Genomic DNA, 18,030 nt, shown 5'->3' on the forward strand with positions numbered 1-18,030 from the left:
GCCCGGCTCAGGGGCGTTCGCGTACGGCCGCCCGCACCAGGGCGTCGAAGAGACCCTGATGCGCCGGGTCCCGGTGGGCCGTGTCCTCGGGATGCCACTGGACCGCGGTGAACCACCCTTTCGCGCCCGGGAGTTCGAGTCCTTCCACGGTCCCGTCGGCGGCGCCCGCGGTCACCGTGAGCCCTTCGCCCAGGCGGTCCACGCGCTGGTGGTGGTAGCAGGAGGCCTCCGCCTTCTCGGCGCCGGTGGCCTGTTCCAGCAGGGTGCCGGGCCGGATCGACACGGGGTGCACGACGTGGCGGTGTTCGCGGTCGGGACCGCCCATGTCCTGCTCCAGCGTGCCGCCGAGGGCGACGTTCACGACCTGCATGCCGCGGCAGATCGCGAGCAGGGGGATGCCCAGGTCGAGGGTCCGCCGGGCGACTTCGAGGTCGAAGGTGTCCTGGAGGTCGTCGACGTCGTAGACGCTGCCGTGGATGTCGGTGGCGCCGTAGAGGTGCGGGGCGAGGTCGCCGCCGCCGGGGAGGAGGACGCCGTCGAAGCGGGCGAGCCGGTCCCCCACATCGGCGTCCGCGGGGTCGGCCGGGTGGAGGGTCGCCGGTTCGCCGCCCGCTCGCCACACGGCCTCGATGAGGGCGCGGGCGTTGACTTCGGCGGCGTACCGGAGTGCGGAGGTGGTGGCGGAGAAGCGGGCGGGGACGGCGATCAGGGGGCGGGTCACAGCTGGATCCAGGTGGTCTTGAGTTCGGTGTACTTCTCCAGGGCGTGCGCGGACTTGTCGCGGCCGTTGCCGGACTGCTTCATGCCGCCGAAGGGGACGGTCAGGTCGCCCTCCTCGTAGCAGTTGACCCAGACCGTGCCGGCCTTCAACGCGCGGGAGACCCGGTGGGCGGTGGACAGGTCGGAGGTCCACAGGCCGGCGGCGAGCCCGTACTCGGTGGCGTTGGCCAGCCGTACGGCCTCGTCCAGGTCGTCGAAGGTGAGGACGGACAGGACGGGGCCGAAGATCTCCTCGCGGGCCAGCCGCATGCCGGGGCCCACGTGGTCGAAGACGGTCGGCTCCAGGAAGCTGCCGCCGGTGTCGGTGAGGGCACGGGAGCCGCCGGTGAGCAGGCGGGCGCCCTCGGCCAGGCCCGCCGCGACGTGGTCCTGCACGCGCTCCAGGTGTGCCTCGCCGACCAGGGCGCCCATCTCGGTGGCCGGGTCGAGGGGGTCACCGACGCGCAGCTCCCGGGCTCGGCGGACGACGGCCTCGGTGACCCGGTCGGCGATCGAGGTGTGCACGAGGAGCCGTGAGGGCGCGGTGCACATCTCGCCCTGGTTGAAGAAGATGCCCCAGGCGGCGGTGGCGGCGGCCCGGTCCAGGTCCGGGGCGTCCGGCAGGACGATGTTCGGCGACTTGCCGCCGAGTTCCAGCCACACGCGCTTGAGGTTGGAGTCGGCCGCGTAGTGCAGGAAGTGACGGCCGACGGCGGTGGACCCGGTGAACGCCAGGACGTCGACGTCGGGGTGGAGTCCGAGGGCGCGTCCCGCGACGGGGCCGTGGCCGTTCACCACGTTGAGCACGCCGGGCGGCAGCCCCGCCTCGGTCGCCAGCCGGCCCAGTAGCAGGGCCGACAGCGGGGAGTTCTCGGACGGCTTCAGGACGACCGTGCAGCCCGCGGCCAGCGCCGGGGCGACCTTCCAGCTCGCCAGCGTCAGCGGGAAGTTCCACGGCACGACGGCACCCACGACGCCCGCCGGTTCCCGGGTGACCAGCGCCAGGGCGTCCGGCGCGGTGTGCGGGGACTCGTCGGTGAGCTTGTCGGCAAGTTGGCCGTACCAGCGGAAGGTGGTGATGGCGGCGCGCAGTTCGATGTCGTACGCGTCCGTTATGGGTTTGCCCATCTCCAGGCTGACGGTCAGCGCCAGTTCGGCGCGCCGCTCTTCGAGCAGGTCGGCGAGGCGCAGCAGAATCCGTCCGCGTTCGGCGGGCGCGAGGCGTGGCCAGGGTCCGGTGTCGAAGGCCCGGCGGGCCGCCGCGACGGCCGCGTCCACCTCGGCGGCACCCCCGTCGGCGACCTGCGCCAGCACCTGGCCGTCCCGGGGCGAGACGGCCGCGAAGTGCCCTCCCGCGCCCGGCTCGTCGGCGCCGTCGATGTGATGGGCGCCGGACAGTTCCAGGGACTTGGCGCGACGCAGCCACTCCTCGTGGGCGACGTCCAGCATGCGGGACCTCCAGATGGCGTTGGATCAAGCAGCAGAGTCAGCGGTCGGGCAGTCGTCCGGTCGGCGAGGACCGACCGGACGACCGGGGGTGCTCCAGGAAGGGGCGGGCCTACGAACGGCCCGAGCGCGTCAGCCGGCCCGCGACGACGCCCAGGACCAGGACGGCCGGGACCGTCAGTTGCAGCCATACGGCGGTGGACCGCTCGCCGCCGATGAGGGTCGTGAAGTTCTCGACGATCAGCCAGATGGCACCGGCGATCCCCAGCGCCCCCAGCACGGGGGCGATCAGCGTGTTCCACGGCCGGGTGTCGAGGCGCTCGCGCCGGAAGAAGACGACGACGGAGGCCGAGGTCAGGAAGTACAGGAGCATGATCGCCAGCACGGCGACGCCGCTCCCCCACGAGAACAGGGTCACCACGGGGTCCTTGCCGGCCAGCGCGAACGGGATCACCAGCAGCGCGGCGATCGTGGTCTGCACGAAGCCCGCGACACCGGGCGAGTGCCTGCGGTTGACCGCCGACAGCCGGCGCGGCAGGAGCCCCTCGCGGCTGAGCGAGAACAGGTAGCGGTTGGCCGAGTTGTGGAAGGCGAGGATGCCGGCGAAGAGCGAGGTGGCGAGCAGGATCGGCAGCACGTCGTTGACCCAGGTGCCGAACTGGGCGGCGATCGGCGCGAACACGAACGCCGTCGAGTCGCCGCCCTCCAGTGCCTGTCCCGCGGCCGCGGCCGCCTTCGAGGCGCCGTAGGAGGAGATCAGCATCCAGGAGGCGAAGGCGAAGAAGCCGGTGACGAGGGCGACGGCCAGATAGGTGGCCCGGGGCACCGTTCTGCGGGGCTCGCGTGCCTCCTCGCCGTAGATCGCGGTGGCCTCGAAGCCGATCATGGAGGCCACGGCGAACATCAGCGCCACGCCCGGAGCCCCGTCGAGGGCCGCACCCGGCGAGAACGTGTCCGCGAGGCCGAGCCCCTCGGGCCCGCCGCCCTTGACGAGGTTCACGACGGCGAAGGCGGCCAGGATGCTGAACTCGGCCAGCACGAACACGGCCAGCACCTTGGCGCCCATCTCGATGCCGAGGGCACCCAGCCCCTGCACGATCGCCATCGTGACCAGGGCACACGCCAACCAGGGCACGTCCGCTCCGGTGTGGTGCGCCAGCAGCCCGCTCACGGTGGCCCCGTACAGGCCGTACATGGCGGCCTGGATCGCGCAGTAGGCGAAGAGGGCGATGCCCGCGCTGCCGTTGCCGAGGTTCCGGCCGAGCCCTTTGCCGATGTACCGGTAGAAGGCCCCGGCGTCCACCACATGCCGGCCCATGGCGACGAAGCCGACCGAGAACAGCAGGATGATCAGGCCGGCCGCGAGATAGGCGGCGGGGGCGCCGGCGCCGTTGCCGATGGCCACGGCGATCGGCACGGCACCCGCGACGCCGGTCAGCGGCGCCTGGGCGGAGAGGACGAAGAAGAGGATGCCCAGCACGCCGAGCGAGTTGGGCTTGAGCTTGCCTGCGGTGGAGGGGTCGGGCGCGGTCTGGTTCCGGACCGCCGTCTGACTGTCCACTCGGATCACCTGCCTGGAGAAGAGGACTTCGTTTCAGGCCAAACGAGTTGCCTCATGGTGGGCTGGAACTATCCGTTTGGCAAGGGGTGCGGCGAAGAATTGGCACGACGGTGAACCGGGGGCGGCGAAGCATGGGTACGGCAACGAAAAGGGACCCCGGGCCAGACGTGCCCAGGGTCCCGAAAAGGGCAGGTCAGCCGTCGCTCTCCGGTACGTCGAGCACGTCGTCGCCCTCGGCCGCGTCGGCCGCCAGCAGCCGGAGCAGGCCCCGCAGCTCCTCGATCGCGGCGTCGGTGGTCCCGGGCTCACCGAAGACGAGCTGGTGCAGCACGAGCCCGTCGAGGGCGGCGAAGACCAGCCGGGTCAGCGGACGGCCGGCGCCGGCGGGCAGCATGCGGGACAGCTCGCGCTCGGTGGCGGCGAAGTAGTCGTCGTACAGGGCACGGATCTGCGGCAGCAGCTCGGGGCGGCGCCGGGCCTCCAGCAGCAGCTCGTACTGGAAGGCCTGGATGTCCGGACCGGCCGTGACCATGTCGGAGACGCCGACCGAGAAGTCGGCGATCTTGCCGGTGCCCGGTTCGAGCGCGCTGGTGCTGACCGAGGAGCGGATCGCGTGCGCGAGGGCCTCCTCGATCAGCGCGTCGCGCGAGCCGAAGTGGTGGACGACCAGCCCGTGCGTGGTGCCCGCCTCCTGCGCGACCGCCCGGTAGGTGAGCTTGCGCAGCCCGCCTCGCGCCACGACCCGCACGGCGGCGTTCAGCAGGGCCTCACGGCCCTCGCCGTAGTTCATGCGCCGGCGCGGCTTGCGGCCCTCGGGGTCATCGGCGGGTGCGGTCATGTTCGCGACCTTACCCGCCGGGTCGGACACCGCCGTACGGCTGGTCGACGCCGTACGCACGGTCAACGCCGGGGCGGGCGGACGCCGCGGAACTCCCAGTCGCCGCCGAGGGCGGTGGACAGGACTTCCTCGGATTCGGTGGGCTGGGCGCCGATGTCGGTGCGGATCGGGGTGGGGCCGGTGACGATGTGATTGGTGAGCCGGCCGAGGCCCTCGACCTCGACCTCCACGACGTCGCCGGGCTGGACGGGCCGGGAGTTGGCGGGCGTCCCGGACAGCAGCACGTCGCCCGGGTACAGGGTGATGGTGCGGGCGATGTCGGCGACGAGGTAGTGCATGTCCCACTTCATCTCGTCGGTGGAACCGTCCTGGACGACCTCGCCGTTGACGTACGTCCGCAGCCGCTTGCCATGGAAGTCCCAGTCGGTGACCAGGCCGGGGCCGAGGGGACAGAGGGTGTCGGAGCCCTTCACGCGGAGCATGGAGCCGGCGTCGGTGTCGCGGAAGTCGTGCAGGCCGTAGTCGTTGGCGATCGTGTAGCCGGCGATGTGGTCGCCCGCTTCGGCCGGGGAGATGTTGCGGGCGGTCCTGCCGATGACGATGGCGACCTCGCCCTCGTAGTTGAGCCATTTGCAGCCCTCGGGGCGGACGACGGCGCCCTTGTGGGAGTTGAGGGAGGAGGTCGGCTTGTGGAAGTAGGTCGGGGTGTCCGGGAGCTCGATCCGGAACTCGTCGACGCGGCTGCGGTGGTTGAGGTGGACGGCGATCACCTTGGAGGGGACGACCGGGGTCAGGTGCTGGGCGTCGTCGGTCTTGACGCGGCGGCCGTCCCCTGCGACGAGTTCGTCGCCGTCGGCGGTGACCTGGACGGCGGCGCCGTCGAGCAGGATGCGGCGGTACTCGGAGAATGCAGCCATGTCTCAGACCTCCTGGGGGCGGCTGTGCGGGGTGGCCTTATACGACGGTGCGGACTGGCCGGTGCCGGTCCAGCCGTCGGCGGGCCGGTCGAACCAGAGGTGGACCTGACCGGTGCCGATGGAGTTCTCGTACTCCCCGTACTGGCGGGCCTTGGCGACGCAGGCCTGCTCGCCGAGGGCGCCGGCCATCATCAGGTAGTGGAAGAACTTCGCCTCGGGCTTGTACGTCCAGAACTCGTCCATGGTGTCGAGGACCCTGTCGTGACGGCCCTCCTTGAACCATCGGATGCGCTCCTCGTCGGCGGCGCGGGCTTGCGGTGTGAAGATGTGCGCCGGGTCGCTGGCCTCGTGGTCGCGCAGCTCGCGCAGCGGCCAGAAGGTGTGCGACAGGGCCCCCGAGGCGATGAGCAGCACGCGTCGCCCCGGCGTGGCGGCGATTCCGTCGGCCAGAGCCCGCCCCAGCCGCAGATGGTCCTCCATGTCGCCGGTCTGGCAGACGCCGATGGTGATCCACCGCTTGTCCGGCAGCTCTTCGCCGAGGTACTTCCAGAGGTTGATGGTGGCGTAGTAGATCGGCAGGTGGTCGTCGTCGATCGCGGTGATCCAGGTGCCGTGCTTGTCCGCGAACTTCTCGATGTTGCGGGCGAGTTCGGGGTCGCCGGGGAAGTCGTACGGCATCCGGCACATGCCGCGCGGCAGCTCCTCGGAGGTGAACAGCCCTGCCCGGCGTGTCTGGGCGGTGACGACGAACTCGACGGTGGTGGCCCAGTGGGAGTCCAGGACGACGACGGTGTCGTAGTCGTCCCGTTCGAAGACGTCCGCACGGAGTTGCCGGAGCCCGGTGACGAGGGTGATCTCCTTGCCCTCGTTGAGCTCCAGCCGGTCGGCCTCCGGCAGCACGATGGTGGGGACATGGGCGAGCAGCCCGGCCCCGACGATCTCACCCATGGCTGTGGTTCCATCCCTTCGGAGCGGTGACGGTGTTCTTCAGGTCGCAGTAGAAGTCGAAGCTCCAGGTGCCGCCCTCACGCCCGACGCCGGACTGCCGCGACCCGCCGAAGGGGGCCTGGAGGTCGCGGACGAAGAAGCAGTTGACCCAGACAGTCCCGGCTACGAGTTGCTGGGTCACGCGTTCGGCGCGCCCGGTGTCGCCGGTGGCGAGGGTCGCGGCGAGGCCGAAGCGGGTGTCGTTGGCGAGGCGTACGGCCTCGTCCTCGTCGGCGAAGGTCTGCAGGGTCAGGACCGGTCCGAAGACCTCCTCCTGGACGATCTCGCAGTCCTGGGCGACGTCGGTGAGCAGGGTCGGCGCGTAGTACTGGCCGTCGTTGCGGTGGCCGCCGAGGACCGCACGGGCCCCGCCCTCGATCGCCCGCCGCACGAAGCCGTCGATCTTCTCCAGCTGGCGGGGGTGGATGTTCGGCCCGATGTCGGTGGCCGCCTCCCGCGGGTCGCCCTGCGTCAGCGCCGCCGCCCTCTCCTCGAACCGGCGCGTGAACTCCTCGGCGATCGACTCCTCCACGAGGATGCGCGTCGCGGCCAGGCAGACCTGCCCGGCGTTGTCGTACTGCTCCACGGCGAGGTCGACGGCCAGGTCGAGGTCGGCGTCGGCGAACACCAACAGCGGTGACTTTCCGCCGAGTTCGAGACTGAGCGGTGTCAGGTTCGCGGCGGCGGACGCGGCGATGCGGCGAGCGGTCGGCACCGAGCCGGTGAAGCTGATCCGGCGTACGTCCGGGTGGGAGGTGAGCGCGTCACCGATCTCGGAACCGTAGCCCTGCACGACGTTCAGCACACCGGCGGGCAGACCGGCCTCGGCGGCGATGTCGGCGAGCAGCGAGGCGGTGAGCGGGCTCCACTCGGCGGGCTTGAGGACCACCGTGTTGCCGGCCGCGAGGGCCGGCGCGACCTTCCACGTGGCCAGCATCAACGGGGCGTTCCACGGCGTGATCAGCACACAAGGGCCGGCCGGGTCCCAGCTGACGTGGTTGTTGTGCCCACGCGTCTCGAAATCCTCGTGCTCCAGCTGCAGCAGCCAGTCCGCGAAGAACCGGAAATTGTGCGCGACACGGGGCATCACTCCGCGCCGGTGCGAACGCAGCAGAGCACCGTTGTCGGTGGTCTCGACGATCGCGAGCTCATCGATCCGCTTCTCCACCCCGTCCGCGATGGCGTGCAGGATCCGGGCGCGTTCGGCGCGGGGGGTGGCGGCCCAGGAGGGGAAGGCGTCGCGGGCGGCGGCGACGGCGGCGTCGGCTTCGGCGGGCCCACCACGGGCGATCTCGCCGAGGGTGCTCCCGTCGATGGGAGAGCTGTCGGTGAAGGTGTCACCGGAGGCGACCCGTTCGCCACCGATCCAGTGCCGGGTGTCGACGGAGACACCGGCGACGAGAACTCTGTCGAGCATGGGAAAGGGCTCCATTCAGAAGAAGGGGACTGCAGTTCCTCAGGGGCGCGGGGCTGTATCGATGTGCGGCTCCGCCGCGTGGGCGCGACAGGCCACGACAAACCCGCAGCCCGCCACCGGCACTACTCGGCAACCACCTCCGACGTCCCGACCTCCAGCAGCCGCCCCCCATCCCAAACCACCCCGACCTGCCGGAAATACGCGGCGATCGGCTCACGAACCTCCAGCCGGGCAAGCTCCTCCGTAGGTGCCTCGAACAGCTCCAACTCCGCCTCCCCGACCCATGGTTGACCACCCTCGAAAGAAGCCGCCCCGGTCTCGATCAGCTCATCGAGAGCCAGCCCCTTGCCCTTCTCGATCGAGGGCAGCCACCGGTGATGAGCCATCGGATGCCCGTTGACGAACCCGTTCGTCTCCGACGGCTCCCGCAGGGTCACCACGGCCTGGGCCAACCGCCGATCCGCGGCAGCCAACGTCGCCCCGAACCGAGCCCCCGCCTCGACCCGCGGAGCGGGCCCGTACGGATGGGGCCGCGTCTGGTGAATGGACCCCAGCTTCTTCGGATACCCCTGGTGCAGCCCTCGCGCGATGGCGAAGTCCTTGTCGACCCAGATGTACACGCACCGCGAGTACGTCCGCCCACGGAACTTGCACCGGACGACCGCGAACGCCTCCTTGTACTGCGCCAGCACAGGGTCGAGCAGCTCCGCCCCGGACCCGGAGCAGGACTGCCAGTCGGCCCAGATCAGCGCGACGGCACCGGGGTCCTCGTCGGCCAACTCCAGTGGTTCCGGCAGGAGTTCACGCACGCGCGCCGGATCGGTCCGGTACTCGATCGTCAGCAGGTCACCGGAGTAGCGCCACGGTGGCGGCGGAATCAGCGACGACGCGCCACTGGCCGTCTTGGGATGGAAGTAGCCACGGACTGAAGACATGACGAAGTTCCTTACGCGGTGAGGGCGGGCTGCTTCAGCAACTGGGCGCGACAACGGGCAGCCCCCATGGCGGCGCTGTGGCCACCGAGCGCCACGACACCGACGAGCCGCCCGTCGGTGTGGTAGCCGACGAGCACGTCTCCGTCCGGATCTCCGTCCAGCACCCGGACGTCACCGAGGCCGAGGACGGGCGCCCCGAAGGACTGCAACCGAAAGTCGTGCTGGTCGCTCCAGAAGGTGGGCAACGGGGCGAAGGGCGCCAAGTCGACCTGGACACCCGTCAGTTCGGCGGCCAGGGCCCGCGCCGCGTGCTTCGCGGTGTCGGTCGGGATCGACCAGTGCTCGACACGGCGCGGCACGCCGTCGTAGCGGGCGTTGGGGAAGCGGGCGACGTCACCGACGGCGACCACCTCGGGCCGGCCGCCGACGCGGAGGTGCTCGCAGGTGAGGACACCGTCGGTGAGGTCGAGGCCGTTGCCGTCGAGCCACTCGACGTTGGCGAGCGAGCCGACCGACTCGACCACCACGTCGGCGGGCAGCGCGCTGCCGTCGCCGAGGACGACCCCGGTCACCCGGTCGTCGCCCTCGAAGCCGGCGACCCCGGCGCCCAGCCGGAAGCGCACGCCGCGTTCCTCGTGCCGCTTGAGCAGCGCGTGGGCGAGCAGTTCGCCGAGCGGGCCGACCATGGGCAGGGGCAGCGGGTCCACGACGGTCACCTCGGACACGCCCAGACCGACAGCCGTGGCGGCGACCTCGCAGCCGATGAAGCCGGCGCCGACCACGACGACGCGCACGCCCGGCCGGGTCAGTTCGTCCCGCAGCCCCTGGGCGTCGGCCAGGGTGCGGACCGTGTGACGTCCGGTGCGCGGGCCGGGGCAGGTCAGCCGCCGGGGGCGCATTCCGGTGGCGACGACCAGTCCGTCGTACGACAGCGCCTCGCCGGAGTCCAGCTCGACGGTCCGCTCGGCCAGCCGCGCCGCGACGGCCTTCGTGCCCAGCCGCCACTCCACGTCGACGGCGGCCGCCTTCGGGGTGAAGGCCAGCGACTCGAAGGGCGCCTTGCCGGCGAGGACCTCCTTGGAGAGCGGCGGCCGGTTGTACGGCATGTGCGGCTCGTCGCCGACGACCGTGATCGCGCCGGTCCAGCCGGCCGCGCGCAGTTGTTCCGCGGCGCGCAGGCCGCCCATGGAGGCGCCGGCGACGACGATGCGTCCGGTCATGGGCTCAGTCCTCGATCCGGATGGCCTGGAGCGGGCAGACGTCGGCGGCCTCCTCGACGTCGTCGCGCAGGGTGTCGTCGGGGTCGGCGACGAACACGAGGTGTCCGTCGCCGTCCATCGAGAAGACGTCGGGGGCCGCGAAGACGCACTGTCCGTGGTCCTGGCACTTGTTCATGTCGACGACGACCTTCATGGCCGGTCCTCCTGAAAGTGAGGGGCGTCGGAGCGGGAAGCGAAGAGGGTGGACGGGGCCCGGCCGGCCTGCCGGCCGGGCCCCTGGGCCAAAGGGGCGCGAGATCCGCGCCGCGTGATCGCACCGCGGGATCCGGACACCCCCTACTCGTTTGGCTTCAAACAACATAGGAAGCAGTCGGACCCTGGTCAATACCTGTCCAGGTGGATAAATTTTTGCGACCGCCCTCTTGCGGGACGGTGGAGCCTGTCCATACCGTTCGGGTTCAAACGACGACCCCGGGGTGCCTCCCTCACGCCGCCCCTGTGCTCAGGTCGTCCTCACGCCACCCATCCCATCCGCCCTCCGCCCGAGGAGACATCGGTGAGCGCTCACGACATCCCAGACATCCGCCGGCATCTGGAGCGGCTCACCGCCGAGGGTGTGGACGTGGTCCGGGTCATGTATCCCGACCTCATCGGCACCGACCGCGCCCGTGACGTCCTGGTGGAACATCTGCCGGCCGCGTGCGAGCACGGTCTGGCCTTCTGCCGGGCCGTCTACCACACCAGCCCGCAGGGCGACGTGGTCCCGGTCGCGGGCGGTCTGGACGCCGGCCTGCCGGACGTGACCGTACGCCCCGACCTGTCCACCCTGGCCGTGCTGCCCTGGGAGCCCGGCGTCGCCTCCTGTCTCGGCGAGGTCACCGACCCGGCGACCGGCGCCCCCGCCCCGGAGTCACCGCGCGACCTGCTGCGCGCGGTGCTGGCCCGCTGCGCCGAGCAGGGCCTCGCTCCGGTCGTGGGACCGGAGCTGGAGTACTTCCTGCTGGACCCCGCTCCCGGCACCCCCACCGGCTGGCGCCGCGCCCCGGAGGTCACCGGCGCCGTCTACACGGCCGGGCTGCGCGCCGACCCCGACAACCACCTGCTGCGCACCCTGCGGCAGCTGCGCGATCTGGACATCGGCGTGATCACCGGCAACCACGAGTTCGACGGCGGCCAGTACGAGATCAACCTGACCCATTCCGACGCCCTGGACGCGGCCGACCGCTCCTTCCGCTTCAAGGCCGCGGTGAAGGAGCTGGCCCGCAAGGAGGGCAGGACCGCCACCTTCATGGCCAAGCCGTTCGGGGACGCGGGCGGCTCCGGTTTCCATCTCCACCTGTCCTGCGAGAGCTCCGGCGAAGGGGGTGACCGTAACGCCTTCGACGACCCCGGGGGCGCGTACGGTCTCTCGGCCACCGCCCGGCACGCCGTCGCCGGCATCCTCGCCCACGCGCCCGCGCTCGCCGCGCTGGCCAACCCGACCGTCAACTCGTACAAACGCTTCGGCCCCGACACCCTCGCGCCCTGGCTGATCGACTGGGGGCTGGACAACCGCAGCGCCATGGTCCGCGTCCCGCCGGAGCGCGGCTCGGGTGCCCGCGTCGAACTCCGCCTCGGGGACGCCAGCGCCAACCCCTACCTCCTCGTCGCCGGCACGATCGCCGCGGCACTGCTCGGGATCCGGGCCGGCGAGGAGCCGCCCGCCCCGCTGGAGGGCTACGGCTACGACACCGCCAGGTCGGGCCTGCTGCCCACGACCCTGTCCGCCGCGCTGGACGCCCTGGAGGCGGACACCGCCCTGACCGAACTGCTCGGCAAGGGCTTCACCTCATCCTTCCTGACCTACAAGCGCAACGAGGTCGAACGCTTCCAACGGCATGTCACCGACTGGGAGTTCACCGAGTACGCCTACCACCTGTGACCCCCTGGAGCCATCGATGACCGCCGCCCACGAGCCGATGCCGCTCGCCGACGTGAACCTCGCCGACCTCGACAACTTCACCGACGGTGTCACCCCCTGGCGCATGTTCCACACCCTGCGCCACGAGGACCCCGTGCACTGGCAACCCGAGGACGCGCCCAACTCCGGCTTCTGGGCGGTGACCCGGCACGCGGACATCGCCCGTGTCGACCGCGACCCGGAGACCTTCACCTCCACGAAGTTCGTGAACCTGGAGGAGGTCGACGAGGACCAGATCAAGAAACGCGCCTCCATCCTGGAGATGGACGGCGTCCGCCACCGCGCGCTGCGCAGCGTCATCCAGCGGCAGTTCGGCGCGAGCGTCATCAACAGCTACGCCGACTTCCTGCGCGGCCTGACCGCCACCACGCTGGACGCGGCCCTCGCCAAGGGCACCTTCGACTTCGTCGCCGACGTCTCCGCGGACTTCCCGATCAACGTCCTGGCCCGGCTGCTCGATGTGCCGCCGGAGGACAACCAGCGGCTCATCGACTGGGGCAACCGCATCATCGGCAACACCGACCCCGACTACGCGGACGTGCTGCTGCACAGCGCGGAGAGCGAGAAGTACCGCGATCTGCCGTTCCGTTCCCCCGCCTCCGTCGAGGTCTTCGAGTACGGCCGGGAGCTGGCCCGGCAGCGGCGCGGCGGTGACGGCACGGACCTGGTGTCGAAGCTGGTCAACACGGTTCCGCGCGATGGTGTCCCGCTCTCCGCGCAGGACTTCGACAACTACTTCCTGCTGCTGGTGGTGGCCGGCAACGAGACCACCCGGCACACCATCTCCCACTCCATGCTGGCCCTCCTCCAGCACCCCGAGCAGCTGGCCCGTCTCCAGGAGGACCCCTCCCTCATCCCGGCGGCGGTCGAGGAGTTCCTGCGCTGGGCCTCCCCCGTCTACCACTTCCGCCGCACCGCCACCCGGGACGTCGAACTCGGCGGCAAGCAGGTCAAGGAGGGCGACAAGGTCGTCATGTGGTTCGCCTCCGGCAACCGTGACGAGGACGTCTTCGGCAACCCGTACGACTTCGACGTCGCCCGCACCGACAACGACCATGTCACCTTCGGCAAGGGCAGCCCGCACCTGTGCCTGGGCAACCTGCTCGCCCGCACCGAGATCCGCATCATGTTCGAGGAGCTGATCCCGCGCCTGGCCCATATCCGGCTGGCCGGGGACGTACCGCGCGTGCGGTCCAACTTCGTCAACGGCATCAAGAAGCTGCCGGTGGAGGTGAAGCTCGCCTGACCGGCAAGGTGTGGTGGAAGGTGTCACGGGGGTCCTACTTCGCCTTGCCCCCGCTGGAGCCGACGGTAGTCGCCCCGCGCGGAAATTCGGGTGCCCGGGCACGGTGGTCGGCAGTACTGTCCCGGCGTGATCGATGACGACGGCTACACGGATGACGACGGCTATTTCGGCGAGAGCATCGCGGCCGGCTACGACGGCGACACGGCGGACATGTCACACCCCGACGCCGTGGACCCGGCGGTCGACCTGCTGGCCGACCTCGCCGGCGACGGCGCGGCGCTCGAATTCGGGGTCGGTACCGGCCGGATCGCGCTGCCGCTGGCCGGCCGGGGCGTGCCGGTGCAGGGCATCGACCTGTCCCGGGCGATGGTGAAACGACTGCGCGAGAAGCCCGGCGGCGATGCCGTCGGGGTCACGATCGGGGACTTCGCGACGACACGGGTGACGGGCGAGTTCGCGCTGGCCTACCTGGTGTTCAACACGATCAACAACCTGACGACCCAGGACGCCCAGGTCGACTGCTTCCGCAACGCCGCCGCCCATCTGCGGCCCGGCGGCTGCTTCGTGGTCGAGGTGGGGGTGCCCGAACTGCGTCGGCTGCCGCCCGGACAGAGCGCCGTACCGTTCCACATCAGCGACACACGCTGGGCGTTCGACACCTACGACCCCGCGACCCAGGCGATGAGCTCCAACTACGTCACCATCGTCGACGGGCGCGCCAAGCACTCCTCGATCCCGTTCCGGTACGTGTGGCCGGCCGAGCTGGACCTGATGGCCCGGCTGGCCGGCCTACGGCTGCGCGACCGGTGGGAGAACTGGACGCGTGAGCCGTTCACCGGCGAGAGCCGGGGGCACGTGTCGGTCTGGGAGAAGCCGTCCGGCTGAGGTTTTCCGGCACCGCGGCACCGACCGCCTCCTGGCCGGGGCAAGACGCCGGTCAGGGATTCGTCCACGCCTCGGGGTCGTCCGCGAGGCTCAGCACCTCGGCGGGCAGCTTGGCCGCGGCCACGTGCGCCAGGGTGACCTCGCCGAGGATCTTGCGGACGTTGGCGCGTACGGCGATCCACAACGGCAGCAGGGATTGCGCGGGGCCGATGTAGGAGAGGTCGGGCGGGCGTACGCCGCGCACCGAGACGAGGGGGCCGTCCGCCACCCGGATCACGTCCGCGATGGGGATCGAGTCGGCCGGGCGGGCGAGCCGGTAGCCGCCCTTGCCGCCGCGCTGGCTGACCACGAGGCCGCCGCGCCGCAGGTCGCCGAGGATGCCCTCCAGGAACTTGTGCGGGATGCCCTGTGCCTCTGCGATCGCTTCGGCCTTGACTGAGGTGTCCTCCCCTGCCGCGGCGAGTTCCAACGCCGCCCGCACCGCATAGTCCGCCCTCGCCGAGATCCGCATGCTGAGATTATCCATCACCGCCGCGTCGGTCCCGACCGGCCGGTCCCCACTCAGGCGGGGAGGCTGAACGGAGGGTGCGCGCCGTTGAGGAAGTAGTCGCCGACCTCGCGCAGCCGGTGGGCGACCGGTTCGCGCAAGGTGTGGGTGCGGGTGTCGCGCCAGAAGCGGTCCAGGCCGTGCCGGGCAAAGGCGGCGGATTCGCCGAGGGCGTCCAGGGCGCGGGTGGTGATGTCCTGCGCGGCCCGGGCGGCGGCGGCCTCGGCCGCACTGGCGAGGACGGCGATCCGCGCGCACTCCTCGTCGTCGAGGTCCTCGCCCCGCGCGAGGCCCCGGGTCAGGGCCGCCACAGCCTGGTCGGCGAGGGCGGACGCGGCATGTGCGGTGACGGCGAGTTCGCCGTACGAGGCCAGCGCGTACGGATCCTGCGGCGCGTGCCCCTGCGACGGCTGCGGGGAGAACGACTCCCACGACGGCTTCACCTTCACCGTCCGTCCGTGCTCGCGGACTTCGCCGAGCAGGCCCTCGGCGACGCCGAGACAGAACTGGGCGGAGACGATTCGTGCGGTCGGCGCGGCGAGGCCGGCGAAGGGCGACAGGGCGCCGTCGTCGGCGGAGAGGGAGCCGAGCACGTCGTCGTGCGTGACCGGCACGGCGTCGAAGCCCACGCCGCCGGCGGCCGCCAGTCGCCGCCCGAAGGTGTCACCGCCGCCGCCGTTGACCAGGCCCGGGTGGGCGGGGTCGACAAGGACGGCGAGGGGCTCGCCGGTGCCGGGCACGGCGGCGCGGACCAGGAGGCGGTCGGCGACGCCGACTCCGGAGCCGTAGCGCTGATGGCCGTCCAGCAGATAGCCGCCCGCCGTGGGGGTCAGCGTGAGCGGCGGTTCCCACGAGGCGATGCCGCCGCCCCAGTACCACTGCCCCGCCGCGAAGGCCCGTTCGACGCGTGCGGCGCGGCCTGGTCCGGCGAAGAACCGGGCGCAGTAGGACAGGAAGTAGTGCCCGCCCAGCAGATGGCCGACGGCCCCGTCGGCGGCCGCGACGGTCCGTACGACGGCGTAGGCCGTGCGCCAGTCCGCGCCCCCGCCGCCGTGTTCGGCCGGTACGAGCAGGGTCAGCAGTCTCGCTTCACGCAGTCGGGCGACCTCGTCGAGCGGCGGCTTGCCGGCCCCTTCGCGCTCGACCGCGTCCGTGGCCAGGTCGTCGGCCAGTTCACGCGCGATGTGCCGCCAGTCGTCCGGCCCCGCCTCCCATGAGGTCGCGTCCGCCGACGACACGGCCGCGGCCCGCTCGGGGTCGCCGAACGGAGCGGCCGGGGCCGAGGGAGCGATCGTCATGGCGTCATCCTCACTCGCTCCACCGACAGGGGTCAACACTTCCCTAGTAATTCGATAGGAAATCTAGGAAATGCGCGGGGCCTGGCCGATTCCCGCCCCCGACCGGCCGATTCAGAGGGATGGCCGAGTCCAGTATGTGAACAACCTCTTGGGGCGGAGGCAGCCTTCTGCCACGATCCCTATCAACCAGGTAGGAAAACTAGGAATCCATGGAGGGGTGGGGCTGCCATGCGAACGCACCGGCGCACATACCCATCACCCTTCCTGCTGACCTCGCGCCGTCACATCGACTTCGGGCGTACGTCCAGCGCCATCTGTCGACCCGTCTGACCCGCCCGGACCGCACCCTCCGCACCGCCGCGCTCCGCGCCGTACCGCTGCGCTCTCCCGATACGGCCCCGACCGCCGCATTCCTTCCTGATCACTCATCCCTGAGAGGACACCTCCGTGTCTGCCGCAAGACCTCTGTCCGCCCTGCGCGCCCTCGCCGTGACAGCGGCGCTTCCCCTGCTGCTGACCGCCTGCGGCTACGGCACCGAGTCCACCGACGACGGCAAGCAGGCCGAGGTCGCGGCGGACGCCAAGAAGCTCTCCGCCGACGAGGTGAGGATCGGCTACTTCCCCAACCTCACGCACGCCACCGCACTGGTGGGTGTCCAGGAGGGCCTGTTCCAGAAGGAGCTCGGCGGCACCACGATCAAGCCCTCGACGTTCAACGCGGGGCCGTCGGAGATCGAGGCGCTGAACTCCAAGTCCATCGACATCGGCTGGATCGGCCCCTCCCCCGCCATCAACGGCTACACCAAGGCGGACGGCAGCAATCTGCGCATCATCTCGGGTTCGGCCTCAGGCGGCGTGAAGCTCGTCGTCAACCCCGACAAGATCAAGTCCTTGAAGGACGTCAAGGGCAAGAGGATCGCCACGCCACAGCTCGGCAACACCCAGGACGTGGCGCTGCTCAACTGGATCTCCGAGCAGGGCTGGAAGGTCGACGCGCAGAGCGGCAAGGGCGACGTCTCGGTCATCCGCACCGACAACAAGATCACCCCGGATGCCTACAAGTCCGGCTCGATCGACGGCGCGTGGGTGCCCGAACCGACCGCGTCCAAGCTGGTCGCCGAGGGCGCCAAGGTGCTCCTGGACGAGTCCGACCTGTGGCCCGACAAGAAGTTCGTGATCACGAACATCATCGTGCGGCAGGACTTCCTCAAGGAACACCCGGACGTAGTCGAGGCCGTGCTGCGCGGTTCGGTGAAGACCAACGCGTGGATCAACGCCAACCCGGACAAGGCCGAGGCATCCGCCAACAAGGCCCTGGAGCAGCTCTCCGGCAAGGCGCTGCCCGCCGAGGTCATCGACCCGGCCTGGAAGTCGATCACCTTCCTGGACGACCCGCTGGCCGCGACCCTCGACACCGAGGCGGATCACGCGGTCCAGGCCGGCCTGCTGGAGAAGCCCGACCTCAAGGGCATCTACGACCTCGCGCCGCTCAACAAGGTCCTCAAGGCCGAGGGCAGGGACGAGGTCGACGACGCCGGTCTCGGCGTCAAGTAGCGCCCCCCGCCGACACCGACACCCACCCCGCACCCGACGTTCCCCAGGAGGTGACGACCATGGCCACTCCGACGGCCACGACCGCAGAGGTCGCCAAGGACGCCACGACGGCGACGTATGCCGCCCGGATGGAGCATGTCTCGAAGTCCTTCGCCGGCCCCGCCGGGCAGCAGCTCGTCCTGGACGACATCACGCTCGATGTCGCGCCCGGTGAGTTCGTCACCCTCCTCGGGGCCTCCGGCTGCGGCAAGTCGACGCTGCTGAACCTGGTCGCCGGGCTGGACAGGCCCAGCGCGGGCAGCATCACGACCGACGGCCGGCCGGCGCTGATGTTCCAGGAGCACGCCCTGTTCCCGTGGCTGACGGCGGGCAAGAACATCGAACTCGCCCTCAAGCTCAGGGGCGTACCCAAGGCCGGGCGGCGCGAGCGGGCCGAGGAACTCCTCGAACTGGTCCGGCT

General features: G+C 70.9%; 17 protein-coding genes. 5 read left to right on the forward strand and 12 right to left on the reverse strand.

What is annotated here, in order from left to right:
- Nucleotides 1-7: 7 nt before the first annotated feature.
- The 10 genes from ACZ4UU_RS39835 to ACZ4UU_RS39880 form a co-directional block, all read right to left on the reverse strand.
- Nucleotides 8-721 (reverse strand): gamma-glutamyl-gamma-aminobutyrate hydrolase family protein, encoded by a 714-nt coding sequence (locus ACZ4UU_RS39835; protein WP_471908310.1) that lies wholly within the window; start codon nucleotides 719-721, stop codon nucleotides 8-10.
- Nucleotides 718-2,208: an aldehyde dehydrogenase gene (locus ACZ4UU_RS39840; RefSeq protein WP_471908311.1), complete on the reverse strand. Its 1,491-nt coding sequence runs from the start codon at nucleotides 2,206-2,208 to the stop codon at nucleotides 718-720. The genes ACZ4UU_RS39835 and ACZ4UU_RS39840 overlap by 4 nt, the downstream gene beginning before the upstream one ends.
- A gap of 109 nt (nucleotides 2,209-2,317) precedes the next feature.
- On the reverse strand, nucleotides 2,318-3,766 hold the full coding sequence (locus tag ACZ4UU_RS39845; protein WP_471908312.1) for an APC family permease: 1,449 nt from the start codon (nucleotides 3,764-3,766) through the stop codon (nucleotides 2,318-2,320).
- 193 nt (nucleotides 3,767-3,959) lie between these two features.
- A complete protein-coding gene (locus ACZ4UU_RS39850; protein WP_471908313.1) occupies nucleotides 3,960-4,604 on the reverse strand; it encodes a TetR/AcrR family transcriptional regulator in 645 nt (214 codons plus the stop codon).
- A gap of 62 nt (nucleotides 4,605-4,666) precedes the next feature.
- A complete protein-coding gene (locus ACZ4UU_RS39855) occupies nucleotides 4,667-5,521 on the reverse strand; it encodes a fumarylacetoacetate hydrolase family protein (RefSeq protein WP_471908314.1) in 855 nt (284 codons plus the stop codon).
- Nucleotides 5,522-5,524: 3 nt separating this feature from the next.
- Nucleotides 5,525-6,469 (reverse strand): 3,4-dihydroxyphenylacetate 2,3-dioxygenase, encoded by a 945-nt coding sequence (locus ACZ4UU_RS39860; protein WP_471908315.1) that lies wholly within the window; start codon nucleotides 6,467-6,469, stop codon nucleotides 5,525-5,527.
- Nucleotides 6,462-7,925 carry an aldehyde dehydrogenase gene (locus tag ACZ4UU_RS39865; protein WP_471908316.1) on the reverse strand — a complete coding sequence of 488 codons (1,464 nt, stop codon included), beginning with the start codon at nucleotides 7,923-7,925 and terminating at the stop codon, nucleotides 6,462-6,464. Before ACZ4UU_RS39865 ends, ACZ4UU_RS39860 begins: the two co-directional genes overlap by 8 nt.
- A gap of 122 nt (nucleotides 7,926-8,047) precedes the next feature.
- On the reverse strand, nucleotides 8,048-8,860 hold the full coding sequence (locus ACZ4UU_RS39870; RefSeq protein ID WP_471908317.1) for an acetoacetate decarboxylase family protein: 813 nt from the start codon (nucleotides 8,858-8,860) through the stop codon (nucleotides 8,048-8,050).
- 11 nt (nucleotides 8,861-8,871) lie between these two features.
- Complete coding sequence (locus ACZ4UU_RS39875; RefSeq protein WP_471908318.1) at nucleotides 8,872-10,080, reverse strand: NAD(P)/FAD-dependent oxidoreductase; 1,209 nt, start codon at nucleotides 10,078-10,080, stop codon at nucleotides 8,872-8,874.
- A gap of 4 nt (nucleotides 10,081-10,084) precedes the next feature.
- Nucleotides 10,085-10,273, reverse strand: coding sequence for a ferredoxin (locus tag ACZ4UU_RS39880; protein WP_471908319.1), 189 nt, complete (start codon nucleotides 10,271-10,273; stop codon nucleotides 10,085-10,087).
- Between the two features lie 363 nt (nucleotides 10,274-10,636).
- Here ACZ4UU_RS39880 and ACZ4UU_RS39885 point away from each other — a divergent pair, with 363 nt between their 5' ends.
- The 3 genes from ACZ4UU_RS39885 (at nucleotide 10,637) to ACZ4UU_RS39895 (ending at nucleotide 14,171) form a co-directional block, all read left to right on the forward strand.
- Nucleotides 10,637-12,001, forward strand: a complete 1,365-nt coding sequence (locus tag ACZ4UU_RS39885; protein ID WP_471908320.1) for a glutamine synthetase family protein — start codon at nucleotides 10,637-10,639, stop codon at nucleotides 11,999-12,001.
- A gap of 16 nt (nucleotides 12,002-12,017) precedes the next feature.
- Nucleotides 12,018-13,286: a cytochrome P450 gene (locus tag ACZ4UU_RS39890; RefSeq protein ID WP_471908321.1), complete on the forward strand. Its 1,269-nt coding sequence runs from the start codon at nucleotides 12,018-12,020 to the stop codon at nucleotides 13,284-13,286.
- Nucleotides 13,287-13,412: 126 nt separating this feature from the next.
- On the forward strand, nucleotides 13,413-14,171 hold the full coding sequence (locus ACZ4UU_RS39895; RefSeq protein WP_471908322.1) for a class I SAM-dependent DNA methyltransferase: 759 nt from the start codon (nucleotides 13,413-13,415) through the stop codon (nucleotides 14,169-14,171).
- 52 nt (nucleotides 14,172-14,223) lie between these two features.
- Here ACZ4UU_RS39895 and ACZ4UU_RS39900 read toward each other — a convergent pair whose 3' ends face one another.
- Nucleotides 14,224-14,682, reverse strand: coding sequence for an RrF2 family transcriptional regulator (locus ACZ4UU_RS39900; RefSeq protein ID WP_471908323.1), 459 nt, complete (start codon nucleotides 14,680-14,682; stop codon nucleotides 14,224-14,226).
- Between the two features lie 50 nt (nucleotides 14,683-14,732).
- A complete protein-coding gene (locus ACZ4UU_RS39905; RefSeq protein WP_471908324.1) occupies nucleotides 14,733-16,016 on the reverse strand; it encodes an acyl-CoA dehydrogenase family protein in 1,284 nt (427 codons plus the stop codon).
- A gap of 447 nt (nucleotides 16,017-16,463) precedes the next feature.
- Here ACZ4UU_RS39905 and ACZ4UU_RS39910 point away from each other — a divergent pair, with 447 nt between their 5' ends.
- A complete protein-coding gene (locus ACZ4UU_RS39910; protein ID WP_471908325.1) occupies nucleotides 16,464-17,570 on the forward strand; it encodes an aliphatic sulfonate ABC transporter substrate-binding protein in 1,107 nt (368 codons plus the stop codon).
- Nucleotides 17,571-17,629: 59 nt separating this feature from the next.
- A partial coding sequence (locus ACZ4UU_RS39915; RefSeq protein WP_471908326.1) for an ATP-binding cassette domain-containing protein occupies nucleotides 17,630-18,030 on the forward strand: 401 nt, incomplete at its 3' end.

It is taken from the genome of Streptomyces sp. NPDC028907, assembly GCF_055564995.1.